The sequence below is a fragment of the Bradyrhizobium sp. McL0616 genome (assembly GCF_049993385.1).
Lineage (GTDB): Bacteria > Pseudomonadota > Alphaproteobacteria > Rhizobiales > Xanthobacteraceae > Bradyrhizobium.
The window spans coordinates 6,592,201-6,607,583 of the sequence record NZ_CP188255.1 but is presented as its reverse complement, the minus strand read 5'-3'; the positions used below and the strand labels follow the sequence as shown (position 1 = coordinate 6,607,583).

At 63.7% G+C, this 15,383-nt stretch carries 13 protein-coding genes; 4 read left to right on the top strand and 9 right to left on the bottom strand.

Translation table 11 applies throughout. The annotated features are described in order from the left end of the window. Window positions 1-19 precede the first annotated feature (19 nt). The 3 genes from ACPPVR_RS31810 to ACPPVR_RS31800 all read left to right on the top strand — a co-directional run bounded on the left by ACPPVR_RS31810 (window position 20) and on the right by ACPPVR_RS31800 (window position 4,257). The gene (locus ACPPVR_RS31810; protein ID WP_426610486.1) at window positions 20-1,369 is read left to right on the top strand and encodes a hypothetical protein; all 1,350 of its coding nucleotides are present in this window, start codon (window positions 20-22) and stop codon (window positions 1,367-1,369) included. Then, window positions 1,362-2,750 carry a hypothetical protein gene (locus ACPPVR_RS31805; RefSeq protein WP_426610485.1) on the top strand — a complete coding sequence of 463 codons (1,389 nt, stop codon included), beginning with the start codon at window positions 1,362-1,364 and terminating at the stop codon, window positions 2,748-2,750. The genes ACPPVR_RS31810 and ACPPVR_RS31805 overlap by 8 nt, the downstream gene beginning before the upstream one ends. Before the next feature lie 130 nt (window positions 2,751-2,880). Beyond that, complete coding sequence (locus tag ACPPVR_RS31800) at window positions 2,881-4,257, top strand: hypothetical protein (protein WP_426610484.1); 1,377 nt, start codon at window positions 2,881-2,883, stop codon at window positions 4,255-4,257. A gap of 34 nt (window positions 4,258-4,291) precedes the next feature. Here ACPPVR_RS31800 and ACPPVR_RS31795 read toward each other — a convergent pair whose 3' ends face one another. Genes ACPPVR_RS31795 through ACPPVR_RS31780 form a run of 4 tightly spaced genes read right to left on the bottom strand, consistent with a single transcriptional unit; the run spans window position 4,292 to window position 8,699 of the window. Next, entirely contained in the window at window positions 4,292-5,458 is a 1,167-nt protein-coding gene (locus tag ACPPVR_RS31795) for an ABC transporter permease (protein ID WP_426610483.1), read from the bottom strand. A 2-nt stretch (window positions 5,459-5,460) separates the two neighbouring features. Beyond that, window positions 5,461-6,621 carry an ABC transporter permease gene (locus ACPPVR_RS31790; protein WP_426610482.1) on the bottom strand — a complete coding sequence of 387 codons (1,161 nt, stop codon included), beginning with the start codon at window positions 6,619-6,621 and terminating at the stop codon, window positions 5,461-5,463. 9 nt (window positions 6,622-6,630) lie between these two features. After that, window positions 6,631-7,362, bottom strand: coding sequence for an ABC transporter ATP-binding protein (locus ACPPVR_RS31785; RefSeq protein WP_426610481.1), 732 nt, complete (start codon window positions 7,360-7,362; stop codon window positions 6,631-6,633). Continuing rightward, window positions 7,359-8,699, bottom strand: a complete 1,341-nt coding sequence (locus ACPPVR_RS31780) for an efflux RND transporter periplasmic adaptor subunit (protein WP_426610480.1) — start codon at window positions 8,697-8,699, stop codon at window positions 7,359-7,361. Before ACPPVR_RS31780 ends, ACPPVR_RS31785 begins: the two co-directional genes overlap by 4 nt. A 134-nt stretch (window positions 8,700-8,833) precedes the next feature. Between ACPPVR_RS31780 and ACPPVR_RS31775 the strand changes: the two genes are divergently transcribed. Then, window positions 8,834-9,547 (top strand): glycosyltransferase, encoded by a 714-nt coding sequence (locus ACPPVR_RS31775; RefSeq protein ID WP_426616225.1) that lies wholly within the window; start codon window positions 8,834-8,836, stop codon window positions 9,545-9,547. A gap of 594 nt (window positions 9,548-10,141) precedes the next feature. On the opposite strand, the gene ACPPVR_RS31770 is transcribed toward ACPPVR_RS31775, so the two are convergent. The 5 genes from ACPPVR_RS31770 to ACPPVR_RS31750 form a co-directional block, all read right to left on the bottom strand. Then, window positions 10,142-11,110, bottom strand: a complete 969-nt coding sequence (locus ACPPVR_RS31770) for a helix-turn-helix domain-containing protein (protein ID WP_426610479.1) — start codon at window positions 11,108-11,110, stop codon at window positions 10,142-10,144. Window positions 11,111-11,353: 243 nt separating this feature from the next. Beyond that, window positions 11,354-12,649, bottom strand: a complete 1,296-nt coding sequence (locus ACPPVR_RS31765; protein WP_426610478.1) for a biotin/lipoyl-binding protein — start codon at window positions 12,647-12,649, stop codon at window positions 11,354-11,356. Between the two features lie 11 nt (window positions 12,650-12,660). Beyond that, window positions 12,661-12,864 carry a DUF1656 domain-containing protein gene (locus ACPPVR_RS31760; protein WP_426610477.1) on the bottom strand — a complete coding sequence of 68 codons (204 nt, stop codon included), beginning with the start codon at window positions 12,862-12,864 and terminating at the stop codon, window positions 12,661-12,663. After that, window positions 12,861-14,759, bottom strand: coding sequence for an FUSC family protein (locus ACPPVR_RS31755; RefSeq protein ID WP_426610476.1), 1,899 nt, complete (start codon window positions 14,757-14,759; stop codon window positions 12,861-12,863). Before ACPPVR_RS31755 ends, ACPPVR_RS31760 begins: the two co-directional genes overlap by 4 nt. Window positions 14,760-14,914: 155 nt before the next feature. Beyond that, window positions 14,915-15,292 carry a response regulator transcription factor gene (locus ACPPVR_RS31750; protein ID WP_426610475.1) on the bottom strand — a complete coding sequence of 126 codons (378 nt, stop codon included), beginning with the start codon at window positions 15,290-15,292 and terminating at the stop codon, window positions 14,915-14,917. Between the last annotated feature and the right edge of the window lie 91 nt (window positions 15,293-15,383).

Sequence of the window (15,383 nt, the reverse complement as noted above, 5' to 3'; positions counted from 1 at the left end):
CCCAGAGAACGTGTCGAGTATGTCGCCGCCCTTCCTGTCGTTCGCGGATCAGGGCATCTACCTTGCGCATGTCTCACTTGGGCAGCATGCGGTCATTCAGGTGCTGTGGCGCTATCTGCGGCCTGTAGACCTGGACGCGCTGACACGGTTCCGTGACAATCTCGCGCGCGGTCGTCTGGCGCGGCTGATCCGGCCGGCGCTGCTCCCGTTCGGACGGCATCAATGGGTCAGCGCGCCACCCCCATCGGCTGCTCTAGCTGTCGCGGAGGCGGCGCTTGCCCCTGAGGCGATGCAGGCGTGGATCGACGCGCAGGTGGAGCTTCCATTGGACCCTGCGCGCGGACCTGCATGGACCTTGACGATCCAAACCTTCACCGACGGCTCCACGGTGGTCTCGCTTGTGGTGTCGCACTGCATCGCGGACGGACTGACGACCGCAATGGCCTTGAGCGAAGCCGTGCGTGGAGAGCGACGGCCTCCAGTCTATCCCGCGTGGTCAGTCTGGTCAGCGCACCGCGCCGCGACGACACTGGGTGCCGAACTCCAGCGCGCTGTGCGGGACGCGCCGGCGACGCTCCGGGCGCTCGCCCAGCTGGCCCGTACAGCATACACCTCGCGCGCCACGTCCAACACGCCCGCCGCATCGCCAGTCGTGACAATCGCAGATGACCGGACAGTCGTGTTTCCGTCGGCCTTCATACGCTTGCCCACGTCCGTATGGGACGCCAGAGCACAGAGCCTCGGCGCGAACCGCCTCACGCTCCTGACCGCGGTAACCGCGACGTTTGCCGAGGCGCTCGGTCGCGTCCGTGACGATGATGTGACCTTGTTGATTCCTGTGAATCAGCGAGAGGGTCTGTCGCACACCGGCGGGGACGGCGTCGCGCTTGCTACATTGAAGGTGCGTGTCGACGAACCGCGCGGGCGCCTGCATGCGTTGCAGCGGCGTCTGCGGGCTACGCTGCTGCGGACGAGACGGGAACCCAATCGACTTGCCACACTGCTGCCCTTGGTGCCCTTTGTGCCTAGACGCGCATTTTCGGCTGCCAGCCATCTGGCGCTTGGCGCGCTCGCTGACCTGCCGGTCACCTGTTCGTACTTGGGCGACTTGCCCAAGGACGTGCTGCAGATCGATGGCGGCGCAGCTGATCGAATCTGCTCTCGCGGCATCGACCGTCCGGTCGCGCGCGGCGCGATCGAGGCGCGTCAAGGCGTGGCGACTCTCTTCGCCGGCGTCATACCCGGATTTCTCGCCCTGAGCTTCGTTGCCTACCAGCCCGGCGTGGTAACGGAGCCTCAGCATCTTCGTGCGCTCGTCGAACGGCTCTTGGCTGACTACGAACTCGCTGGCGAGTTTTTCGATGCTTGAGACGAGCACACCCGGCGCCACTACATACGCGCGGCACCGCCTCGCCTGGCTGGACCAACTGGCCTACGAATTGTTTAGGGTGACCGGCCGGAGCCAGTTGATGCAATGCGTCTGGCTCTATGACCGTGACGTGAACCTCGCCGCGCTGGCGCGAACAAATGAACGACTCGCCGCACTGTCCTTCAATCGGCTCATTGAGCCGTCACCCTTGCCGTGGGGAAGGCCTCGTTGGGTGAAGCCGGCCGGGACGCCCATTCTGCCTGAGCAGAGTTCGGACGTGCTGCCACGATCGCGGCTGCTGCGGTGGGCTAACCAGCACGCGCGCGCGCCCATAGATCCTGTCATCGGTCCGGCCAGGCGAATGGCCATCCAGTCGTTCGACGATGGCAGCACAGCCGTGAGCATCGTCGGATCGCATCTCCTGCTCGACGGAATGGGCGCCTTGGGCGTTATCGAGGCTGCCGTAAACGGCACGGGCGTCGCGAGCCCGTACTTGCCCAAAGGCGCCCGCGGGCGGCTGTCCGGGTGCGTGTCGGACGCTTGGCAGATCCTCGCCGACGCTCCGCGTACGGTTGCCGCACTCGCTCGGATTGCGCACGCGAACTGGTACAGGTCCGCCGCCCCTATACAGAGGCCGGCCGTTACAGCCGCCGAAGCAGGTCACGCCCCATCAACGATCGTGGAGCTTCCGGCTGTTGCGGTGACTGTTGAATCGCGTGTCTGGTTCGCGTGCGAGCAGCGGCTTGGTGGTGGTTTGAATACGCTGCTGCCAGGCTTCGTAGCGTCCCTGGCATCACATCTGGGCCGCCGCCGTTTCTCCGACGGCGCCATCAGTCTGCTTGTCCCAATAAACCGAAGGCGTGGGCTGGACGACGAACGAGCGCTGGCGATCGAATTCCATATGATGAACGTCGCGCCTGCAGGCCTGGCCACGAACCTGCGGCCCGTGAATGCGTCGCGGAAGGCGCTGCTTCGCGGCGCGACGAAAAATCAGACCGACGTACTGGCTTCGTTTCTACCCGCCATCGCTTGGATGCCGCGCACTGCCGCAAAGACGCTCGTGAACCGGTTGTTCAATTATGCGGGTGAGCTGGCAGCAAGCTGTTCCGACCTTGGAATGCTGCCGGACGGGCTCGCGCACATCGACGGCGCGCCGTGCCGCCATGTGCTGGCACGAGCTGTGGATGTCAACGTCACGCGCCAGGACCTGGAGCGTTCCCACGGTCATCTCGTTGTTGTGGCCTCCCGCTACGACAACACTGTTTCCCTCTGCATCGAAGGCTGCCAGTTGGGACCCTCACCAACCACGACTGACGAACTTCGCCTGGCGGTCTCGCGAACACTCGCCGACTTCGGACTCGACGCGATCATTGACGCCTGATCTCAGCGCCCATCGGGGCTGGTTTTTGCATGTGGATTCCCAGTCAATAAAAGATAAGCGTCTTCAAAATCGAGTTAAATTGACATGGGCGGCGGTCGCTTCGCACAGTAATGAACCAGGGGCTTGAGGGGTGAACCCTTCTTCCAACAAACTGCGCGGACGCCGCGGCGGGGCGAGCGACGCCGGCGCGGACGACGTTCTGTGCTATATGGACCAAGGCTCATTCGTCGGATTGCGCGCGCTCGGACGCGGGCCAGCGCTGCATCTCACCTGGTTATATCCGCACGCTATCGATGAAGCCGCCGTGAGACAGTTCAGCGAGCGCCTCACACTCGGGTTGCTAGGACGCCTTCTGCAGCGTTCGCCATTGCCATGGGGGCGGCACCGTTGGGTGGCCAACCCTGTGCCGGGCCCAGTGACGTGGTTTCGCGACCCGCTTCCCAACGAGTGTCTGCCCAAGTTGCGAAATGTGCTGCTCGATCTACCTGTGGATCCCGAGCGCGGACCGGGCTGGCGCCTGGCAGTCCAAGCGCTGGAGGGCGGTGGCTGCGCGCTGACGATGCTGGTGTCGCACACGATCGCCGACATGCAAGCCGCCAGTCAGGCCATCGCTGACGCGGTGGCTGGCCGACGTCTCGACCATGGACTCCCAGCCCCATCTTGGCGATGGTCTCCAGTGATGCTGGCGCGCGACAGCGTTGAGAGCTTGCGCGCCCTGCCTGGTGTTTGGCGCGCTCTGGTGGCTCTCGTGCGGCGGTCGCGCAAGGGGAGGGCGGGCTTGTCGCGTTCGAGCTCCGGCGCTCGAAGCAGCCACGACCACTTTCAGCCGGCAGTGGATGTACCGCTCGTGCAGGTGGTCATGGACGCAGGAGCGTGCCAACGGCGTGCGTCGGATCTGGGCGTGGCAAGTAACACGATGATCATTGCGTTCGCAGCACGGCTCGCTTTCCGGATGGGCCGCGTGGACGCCTTAGGGCGCGTGAAGCTGGTGCTGCCGGTCAGCGACCGCCATTCAAGTGACCGGCGCGGCAACGCGCTGCGGTCGATCACGGTGATGGCGGACCCCGATGCTTGCCGCAACTGTCCGCGCGCCTTACATCGAGATATCAAGGCTGCGCTGGCGTCGCTGATCCGGCACGGTGATGACTTGTCGCCGTTGTTTCCGCTGATTCCGTATGTGCCGCTGTGGCTGGCGCGTCATCTGGAGCGGGCGGCGCTCGCGGCGGACCTGCCCGTTGGATGCAGCCTTATCGGCGAATTGCCGCTGGACATGATCCGCCCCTGCGGCGAGGCATTGCTTCTGCAGATTTCCATTCTGGAGCGCTACACGGCCTCCGAGCTCGAACGGCTGGGCGGGGTGCTATTTATCCCGTGCTACCGCGTCGGCGAACGGCTGTTCTTTACTGTGTCCGGCTACGTGCCAGGCTGCGCAACGACCCGCGCCGAGTTGGCGCCATTCGTGCGCGATGCGCTCGCGGATATGGGCCTGTGCGGGACGGTCAGTTGACGATAGCCGTTCAAAAAAAGCGGTTGTCGAACGCTCAAGCGACGCGCAGCGCGTCGACGATCTTCATGCGGGCGGCCCGTACGGCCGGCAGGAAACCGCCGAGGAAGCCCATCACGAGCGCGAAGACGAGCGACCGCAGCACGATCTCGGGCGTCAGCACAAACCGAAATGCGAGCTCGGAGAGCGACGTCCAGTTGAGCGTCGAGATCTTCACCTGCGTCATGAGCGATGCGAACGAAAGCCCAACGACCCAGCCGACGAGCGCGAGCAGCAGCGCCTCGACAAGGAAGGCAACGAGGATCCGCGAGCGCCGAAATCCGAGCGCGCGCAGGACGCCTACCTCCATCATCCGGCTGGCCACGGCCGCGTACATCGTTATCGTCGCGCCAATGACCGCGCCGAGCGAGAACATGACCGAGAGCGTGATCCCGAGAAGCTGAATGAACCCGGAGAGCAGGCGCGACTGCTCCTCGTAGAAGACGCGCTCGCGCTTGGCCTCGATGGTAAGGCGGGGATCCGCTTCGAGGCGCGCCTTGAGCGCATCAAAGCTGGAGCGATCAGCGAGCCGCGCCGTGATCGAAGAGAAAAAATCTCGCCGAAACGACTGCATGAGCTGCTCGCTATCGCCCCAGATCTCGGAATCGAACCCGCTGCCGCCCGCGTCGAACCGGCCTACGATATTCCAGTCGCGGTGAGCAAACCTGAGGCTCGATCCAATCTCGACGTCTTCGAAACGCCCCGCGAGTGCTCGGCCGATCACGATCTCGTTCGATCCCGGACGAAACATGCGTCCCTCGGCGAGCCGCACCTGCGGACGCACAGCGACAGCGGCTGGACCAACGCCGCGGATCAAAACGTTGCTCGCCTGCCTGGTCTTGCGCCTTGGCAGCGAGATCAGCACGGCCGCTTCCTTCGATACAAGCGGCACGCCTTCGGCCCCGATGATGACCTCGGGCTGGCTTTCGATGATCCTGGCCTGCAGACGGTCGATCAGGCTCTGGATCTCGACTTCTGCAGAGCGGCGTACGAAGATGACGTTCGTGTCCTCGCCGGTTGCAACGAGCGTCTGCTTGAGTCCGGAGTCGAGCATGAGCACGGCAGCGTAGACAAACACCACGAGGGCCATGCCTGTCGCGGTGAGCAAATTGGTGAGTTTGCGCACGTGCAGGTTACGCAAGCTGTAGGCGAGCAGCAACGGCATGGTCAGCCCAACGCCCGAAGGCCGTTGACGATGCTGACACGGGCTGCCCGGCGCATCGGCAAGAGCGCGGCCAAGACCCCGACCACCAACGCCGCAAGTGCCTGCAATATGACAGTGTTGACGCTCACGATCAGTGATGGGAAGAGCGTCGCGGAGAGCACGGCAAGGCGCGCGGCAACCGGGGGCGTGAGCCCGATGGCGATCGCACCGCCGATCAATGCTATCACGACGGATTCCCCAAGGATCAATCGTGCGACGTAGCCGGGGCTGAAGCCAATGGCCTTCAGCGTGGCATACTCGCGGAGTCGCTCGCGGGCCGTCATCGCCATGGTGTTTGCCATGACGGCCAGGATTATGAAGATAACCACGAACGAGACGATCCGGATGGAAATGAGGATCGCCTCGGTCTGCTTCACGAAACCGATCTGGAAAGCGCGCTCGGTCTCGGTGAGCGTCTCGGCAAGCGAGTTTCGGAACACAGCGTCGATTGCCTGACTGACTTCCGCGACGCGATTGATGCTGTCAACGTCCACGGCGAAGAAGCCAACCTGGTCAGCTTGTGCCTTGGAGCGCACACGTAGTGTTTCGTTCAGGTAGTCCCAGCGGAAGAAAAGCTGCGAGGTGTCGGTTTTGGGATCTCGGCCGTCAAAGACGCCGTCGATCACAAACTCCCAGTTCCCGGGGAAAATCGTCCCGCGTAGCTGAACCACATCGCCTGGCTTGAAGCCGTAGCGGTTGGCGAGTTTGCGTCCGACGATAGCGCCGCGGCGGTCGCGCAGGAAGGCGTGCCGCACCTCGTCCGAAACGAGGATCTCGGGGTACGTATCGAGATAGCTCGCCGCATCGATGGCAAACTGGGGAAAGAAATTCTTCGGATTCTTGTAGATGCCGCCGAACCAGCTCATGTAGGTGACGCGCCGCACGCCTTCGACCGCGCTGATGCGCTTCTGATAGGCTTGCGGCAGCGGCAGCGCGAAAGAGATGGCGTTGCGGGTCAGCAGCCGCGAAGGAACGGCGCCATCCACTCCCGCGTACCAGGTTTTGACGACGGTCTGGAGCAGGCCAAAGGCGAGGATCGCAACAACGAGCCCGACCAGCGTCAGGGACGTGCGGAGCCGGTGGCGCAAGACGTTACGCACCACGAGCGTGAGCCATTGGCTCATGATTGGCACTCACTCAAGGCGCTGCTCGACCAGATAGGAAAGATCGCCCTTCTCCAGATTCATGATGCGCTTCGCACGCGCCGCGGCGCGGCGATCATGTGTCACCATCACGATCGTCTTGCCCATATCGCGGTTCAACCGCTGCATGATCTCGAGCACCTCCTCCGCGGATTGCCGGTCAAGGTCGCCCGTCGGCTCGTCGGCCACCAGCATCGTCGGGTCGGTGACGATCGCCCGCGCGATCGCGACGCGCTGCTGCTGTCCGCCCGAGAGCTCCGAGGGCAAATGTTTGACGCGATCGCTGAGGCCAACGAGACTGAGCGCGAGTTGCGCGCGGTCTCGGCGGTCGCGCCGCCCTAGGCTCGTGAGCGTGAGAGGCAGCTCGACGTTCTCCAGCGCCGTGAGCACGGGCATCAGGTTGTAGAACTGGAAGATGAAGCCCACGTTCGCGGCGCGCCAGTCAGCGAGATCGGCTTCCGGAAGGCGCGTGATATCCTCGCCACCCACCTTGATCGAGCCGTGATCCGGACTGTCGATGCCAGCGATCAGGTTGAGCAGCGTCGACTTGCCCGATCCCGACGGGCCCATCAGCGCGAGGAACTCCTTACGACGGATGTCGAATGTGAGTTTGGAAAGGACTGGGACGGTCTGCCGGCCGCGCCGGTAGCTCTTGCTGACGTCGCTCAGCGCGATAAGCACATCTTCCCCGGCCGCCGCGTCGAAGACGCGAAGCACGGTCACTTCGCGGCCTGCTTGACTGCGTGCCCGTCGACAAGATCCTCCGGCGGTCGGATCACCACTCGCATGCCGGCCTCGAGGTCACGTACCTCGATCAGGTCGCCCACCTTCGCGCCGAGATCCACGCTCCGCAGACGAGCTTTGCCATCCTCGATGACGTAGACGTGCTGTCGTCCATCCACCTCGAAGACGGCCGCCATAGGCACTGCAAGAACAGGCTTGCGCTCGGATTCGGCCACTTCACGCTCGAGGAAAGCCGCCTTGGCGCTCATGTCCGGAAGCATCCGCGAGTCGCCCTGCAGGAACCGGATTTTCACGAGGGTGGACGCCTTGGCGCGATCCACGGTCGGTACCATCCGGCTGACCACGCCCTCGAAGCGCTCGGCAGGGATCGCGTCCAGCTGGATCTCTACCGGTTGCCCCACGTGGATGCTCAGGTACGATGACTCCGCCACGTCGGCTTCCACTTCAAGCGAATCCATGTCGGCGATGGTGACGACCGCGCCCTTGGTGTCGACCGCCTGCGAGAACGGTGTGATCGTATCGCCTACGTTGGCGTGCCGCGTGAGGACGACGCCGTCGAAGGGCGCCCGGATAACGGTCTGGCTGACGGCAACGTCGGACACGCGGAGATTAGCCTGCGCAGCGGCGATGGCGGCCTCGTACCCAGCAAACGCTGCCCGCGCCTTGGCGAGGCGCGCCTCGGCGCTTTCGCGCGTCGAGTCGCTGATGATATTCTTCTCGCCGAGGGCCTCGGAGCGCCTGAACGCGATTTCCGCTTGCGTGAGCTCCGCCCGCCCCTGGCCGAGGTTGGCTTCCGCAACCTGCACGTTAGCGGCGGCCTGGTCGCGCATCGCCTGCGTGTCGCTGCTCTCGAGCCGGGCGATCACCTCACCCTCGCGCACCTTGCTGCCTTCGAGTACACCCAACCATTCGAGACGGCCTGTCGCCTTCGAGGCGACGGACGCCTTGCGTTGCGCAACGACGTACCCGGTCGCGTTTAGCAGTGTCAGCGCTTGTGACGGATAGACAGAGTAGACGACCGCCGTGTCGACGACGATCTGCGCATGCCGGCGCCACACCCACGTTGCGACCCCAATGCCGACAAGCATGGCGAGGAGAAGGACCCGCACCAGGATGCGGCGCAATTGTCTGCGACGCCGCGAGCCAGCGCTACGATCGATCGTAAGCGCGGATAGATCGGAGGCAGTGGGTGCGCCATCGCTCAGGGCTTGGGGCAGAGTCATCGTTTCATCATCGATTTCCGAGCAATGCAGCGCAGATTTTGAAGAAAATATCTCGTTGAGAAAGCCGTAAGCCATGCGCTTGACGACTGTCAATTAGCATTAAAAGCGGCTCTTGACATCCATGATTTCGTATTCTCCAAATCTTCTCTAAACTCTGAAATAAAGCCGACGGCACCCGCGCCAAAGCGATTGCCATAACTTGAAACCGCGAAAGCCGGCGCGGGACCATAAAGTTCGCCGTCGCAGTACACGGGACACGAGCAGACATCGAACCTGCGGCTGCGGTTGCATGTGAGTTGCAGCGCCGCGGTCACGAAGTGAATATGGCCGTGCCTCCCAGTCTCGTCGAATTCGCCGAGTCGGCTGGTTTATTATCGGTGGATTCTTACGGCCCGGACTCACAACAGCAACTGGAGGCGGAGGTTTTCCACGACTGGTTTAAGTTGCGCAATCCCATCAAGGTCCTGCGGCAGGCTCGAGAGTATCTCACCAACGGCTGGGCCGAAATGAGTGAGGCTCTCACGAAGCTGGCAGTCGGCGCTGATTTGATACCGAGCGGCACTACTTATCAAGAGGTAGCCGCCAATGTTGCCGAGGCCCGAGGGGCGCCGTTTGCCGCCCTGCATTACTTCCCCGTCAAGGCGAACAATCACATCCTGCCGGTTCGATTGCCCCAAGGTTTGATCGAACCCCTGTGGTCAGTCGCCGAGTGGTCGCACTGGCGCCTGTTGAAGCCGGCCTACGATGAACAGCGCCAGGGTTTGGGACTTCCGGAGTCCAGAATTCGTGCCGTGCGCCGTCTCGTCGACTATGGAGCGCTAGAGATTCAAGCCTACGACAAGGTGTTCTTTCCCGGGCTTGAGGAGCAATGGGCTGGAAGAGACCTTTGGTCGGCGCGTAACGCCTGCGGGTCGGCACCTCGCGTCGTTTCTCCGCCATGACGCGGGAGACCCTTCACGATGACCTGCGGACCGTTCTGGGGGCAGGATGCGCCGCTCGGGCGCGCGAGGTGGGCAATCAGATGACACCGCCGAGCCGGAGCCTGACAATCACTGTAGCCCTCCTCGAAGGGCTTGCTTGACCATCTCGAACCGCATACCACAAACCTCATGCCTTGGGTCGAGACTGGGAGGCCGCGTCGTTTTCTCAGCCATCTCGTGCAAAACACTCAGCCTGAGGTGTCGCTGAAGCCGCGTTGGCGCCGCTGGGCGTTGCGGGTTTTAAAAACATCGCCTTGAAGCCGACGGCGACTGCGTCGCGATGGTCGCGAACCTCCCCGTTCGCCGCGGCGGTCGATATTTTACGTATTCGACTTTCGGCAGCGGCGACACTCCTCGCTTAACTGCGGCCGCATCGTGAAATCCAGGACCCTGCAGGCCGGTTCCGCAGCATCATCATCATGGGCCTGGATTTCCCTAACCGTTGTTAACTCCATTTCTGTGCAACTGGACAAAGATCGACAGCGACTCCGTATTTCTTCCAGCACTGCCGACAGCGCTTGCACCCCGGTCGTTGCTCATTTGGCATGGTTCAATTCACGAGAAATTCGCGGGCAGCACGTGAGACACAGCTCTCGATGTCGAGGCCGATGCGTTCCGGCTGGCGCAGCGCCAGCGCGCGGGCGTGTCACCCGTCATCCGTTTGAAGACGGTGGAGAAATGCGCCTGCGTGCAGAAGCCGACAGTCAGCGCAACCTGCGCCAGGCCCGTCTCGGAATTCGACAGCAGCGATTTCGCACGCTCGATACGCTGATGCAGCAGGTACTCCCGCGGCCGGTAACCCGTCGCAGCGCGAAACTGGGCCGCGAAATGCATCCGGGACAGTCCTGCCACCTTGGCGAGCTCGGACAGGCTGATGCAGTGCTCGAAGTGCGTCCCGACATATTCCTCGACCCGCCGCAGCCGCCATTTCGGCAAGGCATTGACCTTCGCCTGCGGCAGCTCGCGCCGGGCTAGGTGCATGGCCAGCGTCTGGCCGATGCAGCGCGCGAATTCCCGGTCGGCCGAATGGGCACGTTCGGTCAACGCTTTCGCAAGCTGCTCGGCAAAGGGGTCGCGAAGCAGGACGAGGTCGTTGAAGCCTGCGGCCGAGGCAGCTCCCGCCCGAAGATTCGGAAAATAGCTGCCGGCAGAGACGTGGAAGTGCAGGAAGTCGCACGGCGCGTAGAACTGCGCTCTGAGCTGCTGCGACGGGGCGCCGATATACAGCGTGCCTGCCGGCATGACGCCGTCGAAGATGGTGTGACGGCCTCTGGTCAGCTTGACGCGGGTCGTCTTCAAGGCGATGGCGAAGAAGTACCGGTCGGAAGGCGTCGTCGCTTCTTCGTGCCTTGTGCCTGTTTGCGAACAAGTCCAGCGCGAGATCGTGATGTCGTCAGGCGCGGTCGCGGCATTTGGGTCGGGCTGGCGCCACCGTCGTTCGTGCGGAAATGCGCGGGAATCAGATTCGCGACGGCTGGGTTGATACGTCAACCGGGCGCCGGCCGCTTGCATATCGGTGAGCATTGTTCGTCCCGTCTCTTGGATTCTGCTGCCGTCGTGACGGCGGCGGAATGCAGATGGTCCATGCTCGAACGATAGGTGCGATTTCACCGCAAGGCTCGTTAAGGATGCTTAAGCGGTATTAGATTTTGCAAATGCGAGGGACCGCGTGTCGCAAAAAGTTCAATTGAACCAAGGGATCAAGTAGATGTGTTGTGAGGTCCGATGTTGGAGCGGCACGGACCGCTCGAGAGGCGCACGTCTGATTCAGGGCAGGCGTGGCGAGGCGTCGATGCCGGGTGTAAGGCCGGGCGCAATCGTCTCTACCGGGGGAACCGCGGGTTCACGCGAGTACGGAACCGCTTCCACCTCGGGGCGCTGCTGGGATGTTGCCTGCAGGCAGTTCGGACGCGGCGGACGTCCCGCGCCGAACAGATCAGTGACGGGATCGACGAAGCTCGCGCGGAGCCGGTCGAACAGGGCTTGGTGATCGCCGGCGGAGGGCTGTCGGATCGTCACCGTCGCAGTCATGCCGGAGACCAGCGGCACATCCGGCGGAACCGTGTCGATGGCGACGCGTACCGGCACGCGCTGCGCAAGCCGCACCCAGGTGTAGATCGGATCGACATTGGGCAAGCCCTGCGTGCCTGCGGCGGCGTTCGATACGCTGATGCCGCGCGTTATGGTCTTCACATGCCCCAGAATTGGCTTGGCGTAACCGACCAATTGCGCTTCGACGCGATCGCCGACGCAGACACGGGCCATCTTGGTCTCCTCGAAATAGCCGTCGATCCAGAAACTGCCGGAATCGATGACCGAAATGTTGCTGACGCCGGTGACGGCATAGTCGCCAGCGCGCAGTAGGAGATTGGTGACGTAGCCATCGACGGGACTGGCCACGCTGGTCCGTCTCAGGTTCAACTCCGCCAACGCAAGCTGGTGCGCCGCGGACTCATAGGCGGCCTTCGCCTGCGCCGCGTTGCCCGCAAAGATCTGCTGCTCTTCGGGCGTCGTCGCAAGATTGGACAGATGCTGGCGGCGGTTGAACTCGGCCTGCTTTACCTCCAGGTCCGCGGCCCTCTGGGCGACGAGCGCCTTGTCGACACGGACGGCCACCTCGAAGTCGAAGGGGTCGATGACGTACAGCACATCGCCCTTGTGGACGAACTGGTTGTCGCCTACCCGCAGCTCCACAATCTTGCCGGGAACCTGCGGCGCGACATTGGCGACCTGGACGCGCACGCTGCCGTTCCGCGTCCATGGCGCAGTGACGTAGTGCTGCCAAGTCGCGACCGATATCGAGACGGCGACCAATGCGATGCCGAGGGTCGCTAGATGCTTGCCGGCGCCGAGCATGAAACGGCCGACCGCCTTGCGCAACGGATTCGCGAAGGGCATCGCTTGCGCCGGGGATCTGCCGCCGTTCGCCGCGTGATCGCTGGTGTCGCGCGCCACGGACCCCAGCACGGCCAAATCTTCCGGGGTATCTGCGGCATCGACCGGTGCTTCGGTTGATGGTTCGCTGCGAAGCGGGGTGGCGTCGCGAGGCAGGGTAGCTTCCAAGACTCTTCTCCCTAAAAGAACAGCGCGAGCATGCCGAACATCGTCACGTACAGGCAGAGCTCGGCGAGCGACGGGTTGCTGAAGACTCTCGCGAATCCGACGAAGCGCAGCAGCGGGCGGAGCAACAGGAACGCGAGCAGCGCCGTTGCTGCATAGGAGACGATGGGAGCGATGAGCACGCCGCCGATAACGAGCTCCCGATAAGTGTTCGTCATGGCCGTTTCCCTTGGCTGGAGTCGGTGGGAAACTGCGAGGGTTGGAATGCGACGCCTGCCGTGACGAGCGCGGCGAGCGCCTGATCGGCAGAAATGTTGTGCTCCGCCGCTGTCCGGCGCAGTGCCTCGGCAGCCGCCATGATTGCGTTCTCGTCTCTCAAGGTAAGGGCAGTTCGCGCGGCGGAGGCCGCCTCATTGAGCGGGCTTGCGGCCAACAGGTCCAGCTCGGCCCGGCACCGGCGCAGGATCGCCGCCTGATCGAACCAGCGCATGACTTCAGCCACGGCTTGATGCTTGGTCGCCGGCTCGCCGTTGGCCGTCATGATCTGCTCGATCCGCACGGCATCGCGAAACGCGGCTTCCCCGGGCGTGAGGTTTGGCGCGCGCTCGGAATCGAGACGGTTCAGGTCGCGGCGGGCCTCGCCGACCAGCAGGCGGATGCGCTTGTCGCCCGACAGAGAAGGCAGCAGCAGCTGGGCCGCAAAGGCCAGCACCGCGGCAAGCAGGAGAAAGAGACACGTTACCACAAATACCTGCGGATCGTAGCTCTGCGGATTGCTCGGCGCGAGGACGACCAGCATGAACACGAGGACGAGCCGGCCGATCGGCGACAGCAGGCGGCTTGGCAGCGTGATCATCAGCGCCGCGCCAATCACGACGGGCGCAAGGCCGATCGCCAGCAATTGGAACTCGGATACGCCGTTGAGGACGAGGTATTTCAGGATACCGGCCACCACGCATGCGATCGGCATGGCAAAGACCGCCAGCGTCGTGAAGCCGCGCGGGTCCGGGGCCGTCGTGCTCAGGCCGATGATGGCTGCGACCAGGGTGAGACAAAGTTCGGTGCTCGGCCATCCCGCCATCACGAAGATCATTGCGATGATCGTGAAGTGGATCGCGGCCCTGACGCCGGCCTCTGCTGCGATGCGCCGTGAACGGTACAGCGGGGCGCGCCATTGCCGGCGAGGATGCGTCCCGGCCCGCAGCGCTTCAAGGCTGCTGCGCACGTCCGCGCTGCTGCCGGCGATCTCGCGGAGCAAGACGTTCCGGCAGATCGTCATCAGACCGGATTCGCCATAGTTCCGGCCGTCCTGCGTCGCCGCGACGGGGCGCGGCAGCGCCGCGAGCGCGCGGGCACGCGACAGCCCGGTGACGAGATCAACCATAGCGGTCCGTGCAGCCGCGGTTCTCGCGGTGCCGCTGCTCGATTCAGTGGTGAGGCTCGCGATCTCCGGATGCAGGGACGCGATGTCGCGCAACAAGTCCGCGGCAACGATTGCGGACGAAACCTCGCCGCGGATGGCGCTCTGCGCGAAGTCGGAGACCCGGCATTGCAGCGCGTCGAGACGGCTCGCCAGAACCGGATGATAGTCCGGCGCGGCCAGAACCTCATTCACGAGTGCGACCGCAAAGACCCCGATGCAGATGGCCGCACCCCGCGCGACACCGGTCGGGAACACCTGCAGCGGCGTGTCGATCTGCTCGACGGCGATCAGGGCGACTGTGATGCAGCAGAGCGCTGCCGCATAGGCGCGATTGCCGTCGAGCATGCCGGCCACATAGGTGCAAACCCCGACCCAGATGCCCAATACCGCGAGCAGGAGGCCACCGGTCTGGGAGAACATCCCGGCGATCGCAATCGAGGCGATGACGCCGATGGCGGTTGCGAGCAGCCGGTAGCCGGCCTTTTCCATGCCCTGACCGCGTGTCGGTAACGCCAGGACGGCCACGGTCAGCGCCGCCGACGACGGGGATTCGAGCTCAAGCCAAAAGCTCACATAGAGCGCCAGCAGCATGGCTAGCCATGCCCGCAGCGCGAAGGCCCAGGAGCCTGCCGGGAAGCCGGCAAAGACCAGCTGACGCGGCGCGGCGGCACTGGTGGCGTTCACTGGCATCGTGCCTTATCCGTTTCCGGCAGAGCGCGCGGCTTGGCCGATCTCGCGAAATTGGCACCGAATATGAGGTTTGCAGGGCTTACCGGTATTTCCACTCCGTCAACCGAGTTGTCGGAACGCACGCCGGGTACGGGTCGAAGGCGGCGTCTTGCGGATTACGGCGCGTGGCCGGAAAGCGCCTCTTCGAGGCAGCGGATGATCTCGTCACCGCTGGAGGGCTTGCCGAGAAAGCAATGCGCGCCTGCGGCCATCACACGCTGGCGCACAATTTCGCTTGGAAACGCCGTCATGAAGATGATCGGGAAATGGCGGCCGGCGGCGATCAGCCGGGCCTGCAGCTCGTCACCGGTGATGACAGCCATCTGAACGTCGGCGATCATGCATGCTGGATCGTCTCCCGGCGCCCGCTGCAAGAAATCCATGCCGGATTCATAGGCCTGAGCCTCGTAGCCGATCGAGCGTACGAGGCTCGCAAGCGACGCGCGAACGCCTTCGTCGTCGTCAACGATCGCAATCACCGGGGTTTTCGCCATTAGTGCACAATCCTCACCCGCGGTGTTCCGCAGGGAGAGCATCTCCCTTTGCACGGCCGATGACGCCCTATATGCACCCGCGGCAGCCCCG

What these genes read in the sequence shown, in the direction of transcription:
- ACPPVR_RS31770 (WP_426610479.1), bottom strand. Translation starts at nt 11,110, where the DNA reads ATGCTCACCGATATGCAAGCGGCCGGCGCCCGGTTGACGTATCAACCC.
- ACPPVR_RS31750 (WP_426610475.1), bottom strand. Translation starts at nt 15,292, where the DNA reads ATGGCGAAAACCCCGGTGATTGCGATCGTTGACGACGACGAAGGCGTT.
- ACPPVR_RS31790 (WP_426610482.1), bottom strand. Translation starts at nt 6,621, where the DNA reads ATGAGCCAATGGCTCACGCTCGTGGTGCGTAACGTCTTGCGCCACCGG.
- ACPPVR_RS31805 (WP_426610485.1), top strand. Translation starts at nt 1,362, where the DNA reads ATGCTTGAGACGAGCACACCCGGCGCCACTACATACGCGCGGCACCGC.
- ACPPVR_RS31795 (WP_426610483.1), bottom strand. Translation starts at nt 5,458, where the DNA reads ATGCCGTTGCTGCTCGCCTACAGCTTGCGTAACCTGCACGTGCGCAAA.
- ACPPVR_RS31755 (WP_426610476.1), bottom strand. Translation starts at nt 14,759, where the DNA reads ATGCCAGTGAACGCCACCAGTGCCGCCGCGCCGCGTCAGCTGGTCTTT.
- ACPPVR_RS31760 (WP_426610477.1), bottom strand. Translation starts at nt 12,864, where the DNA reads ATGACGAACACTTATCGGGAGCTCGTTATCGGCGGCGTGCTCATCGCT.
- ACPPVR_RS31810 (WP_426610486.1), top strand. Translation starts at nt 20, where the DNA reads ATGTCGCCGCCCTTCCTGTCGTTCGCGGATCAGGGCATCTACCTTGCG.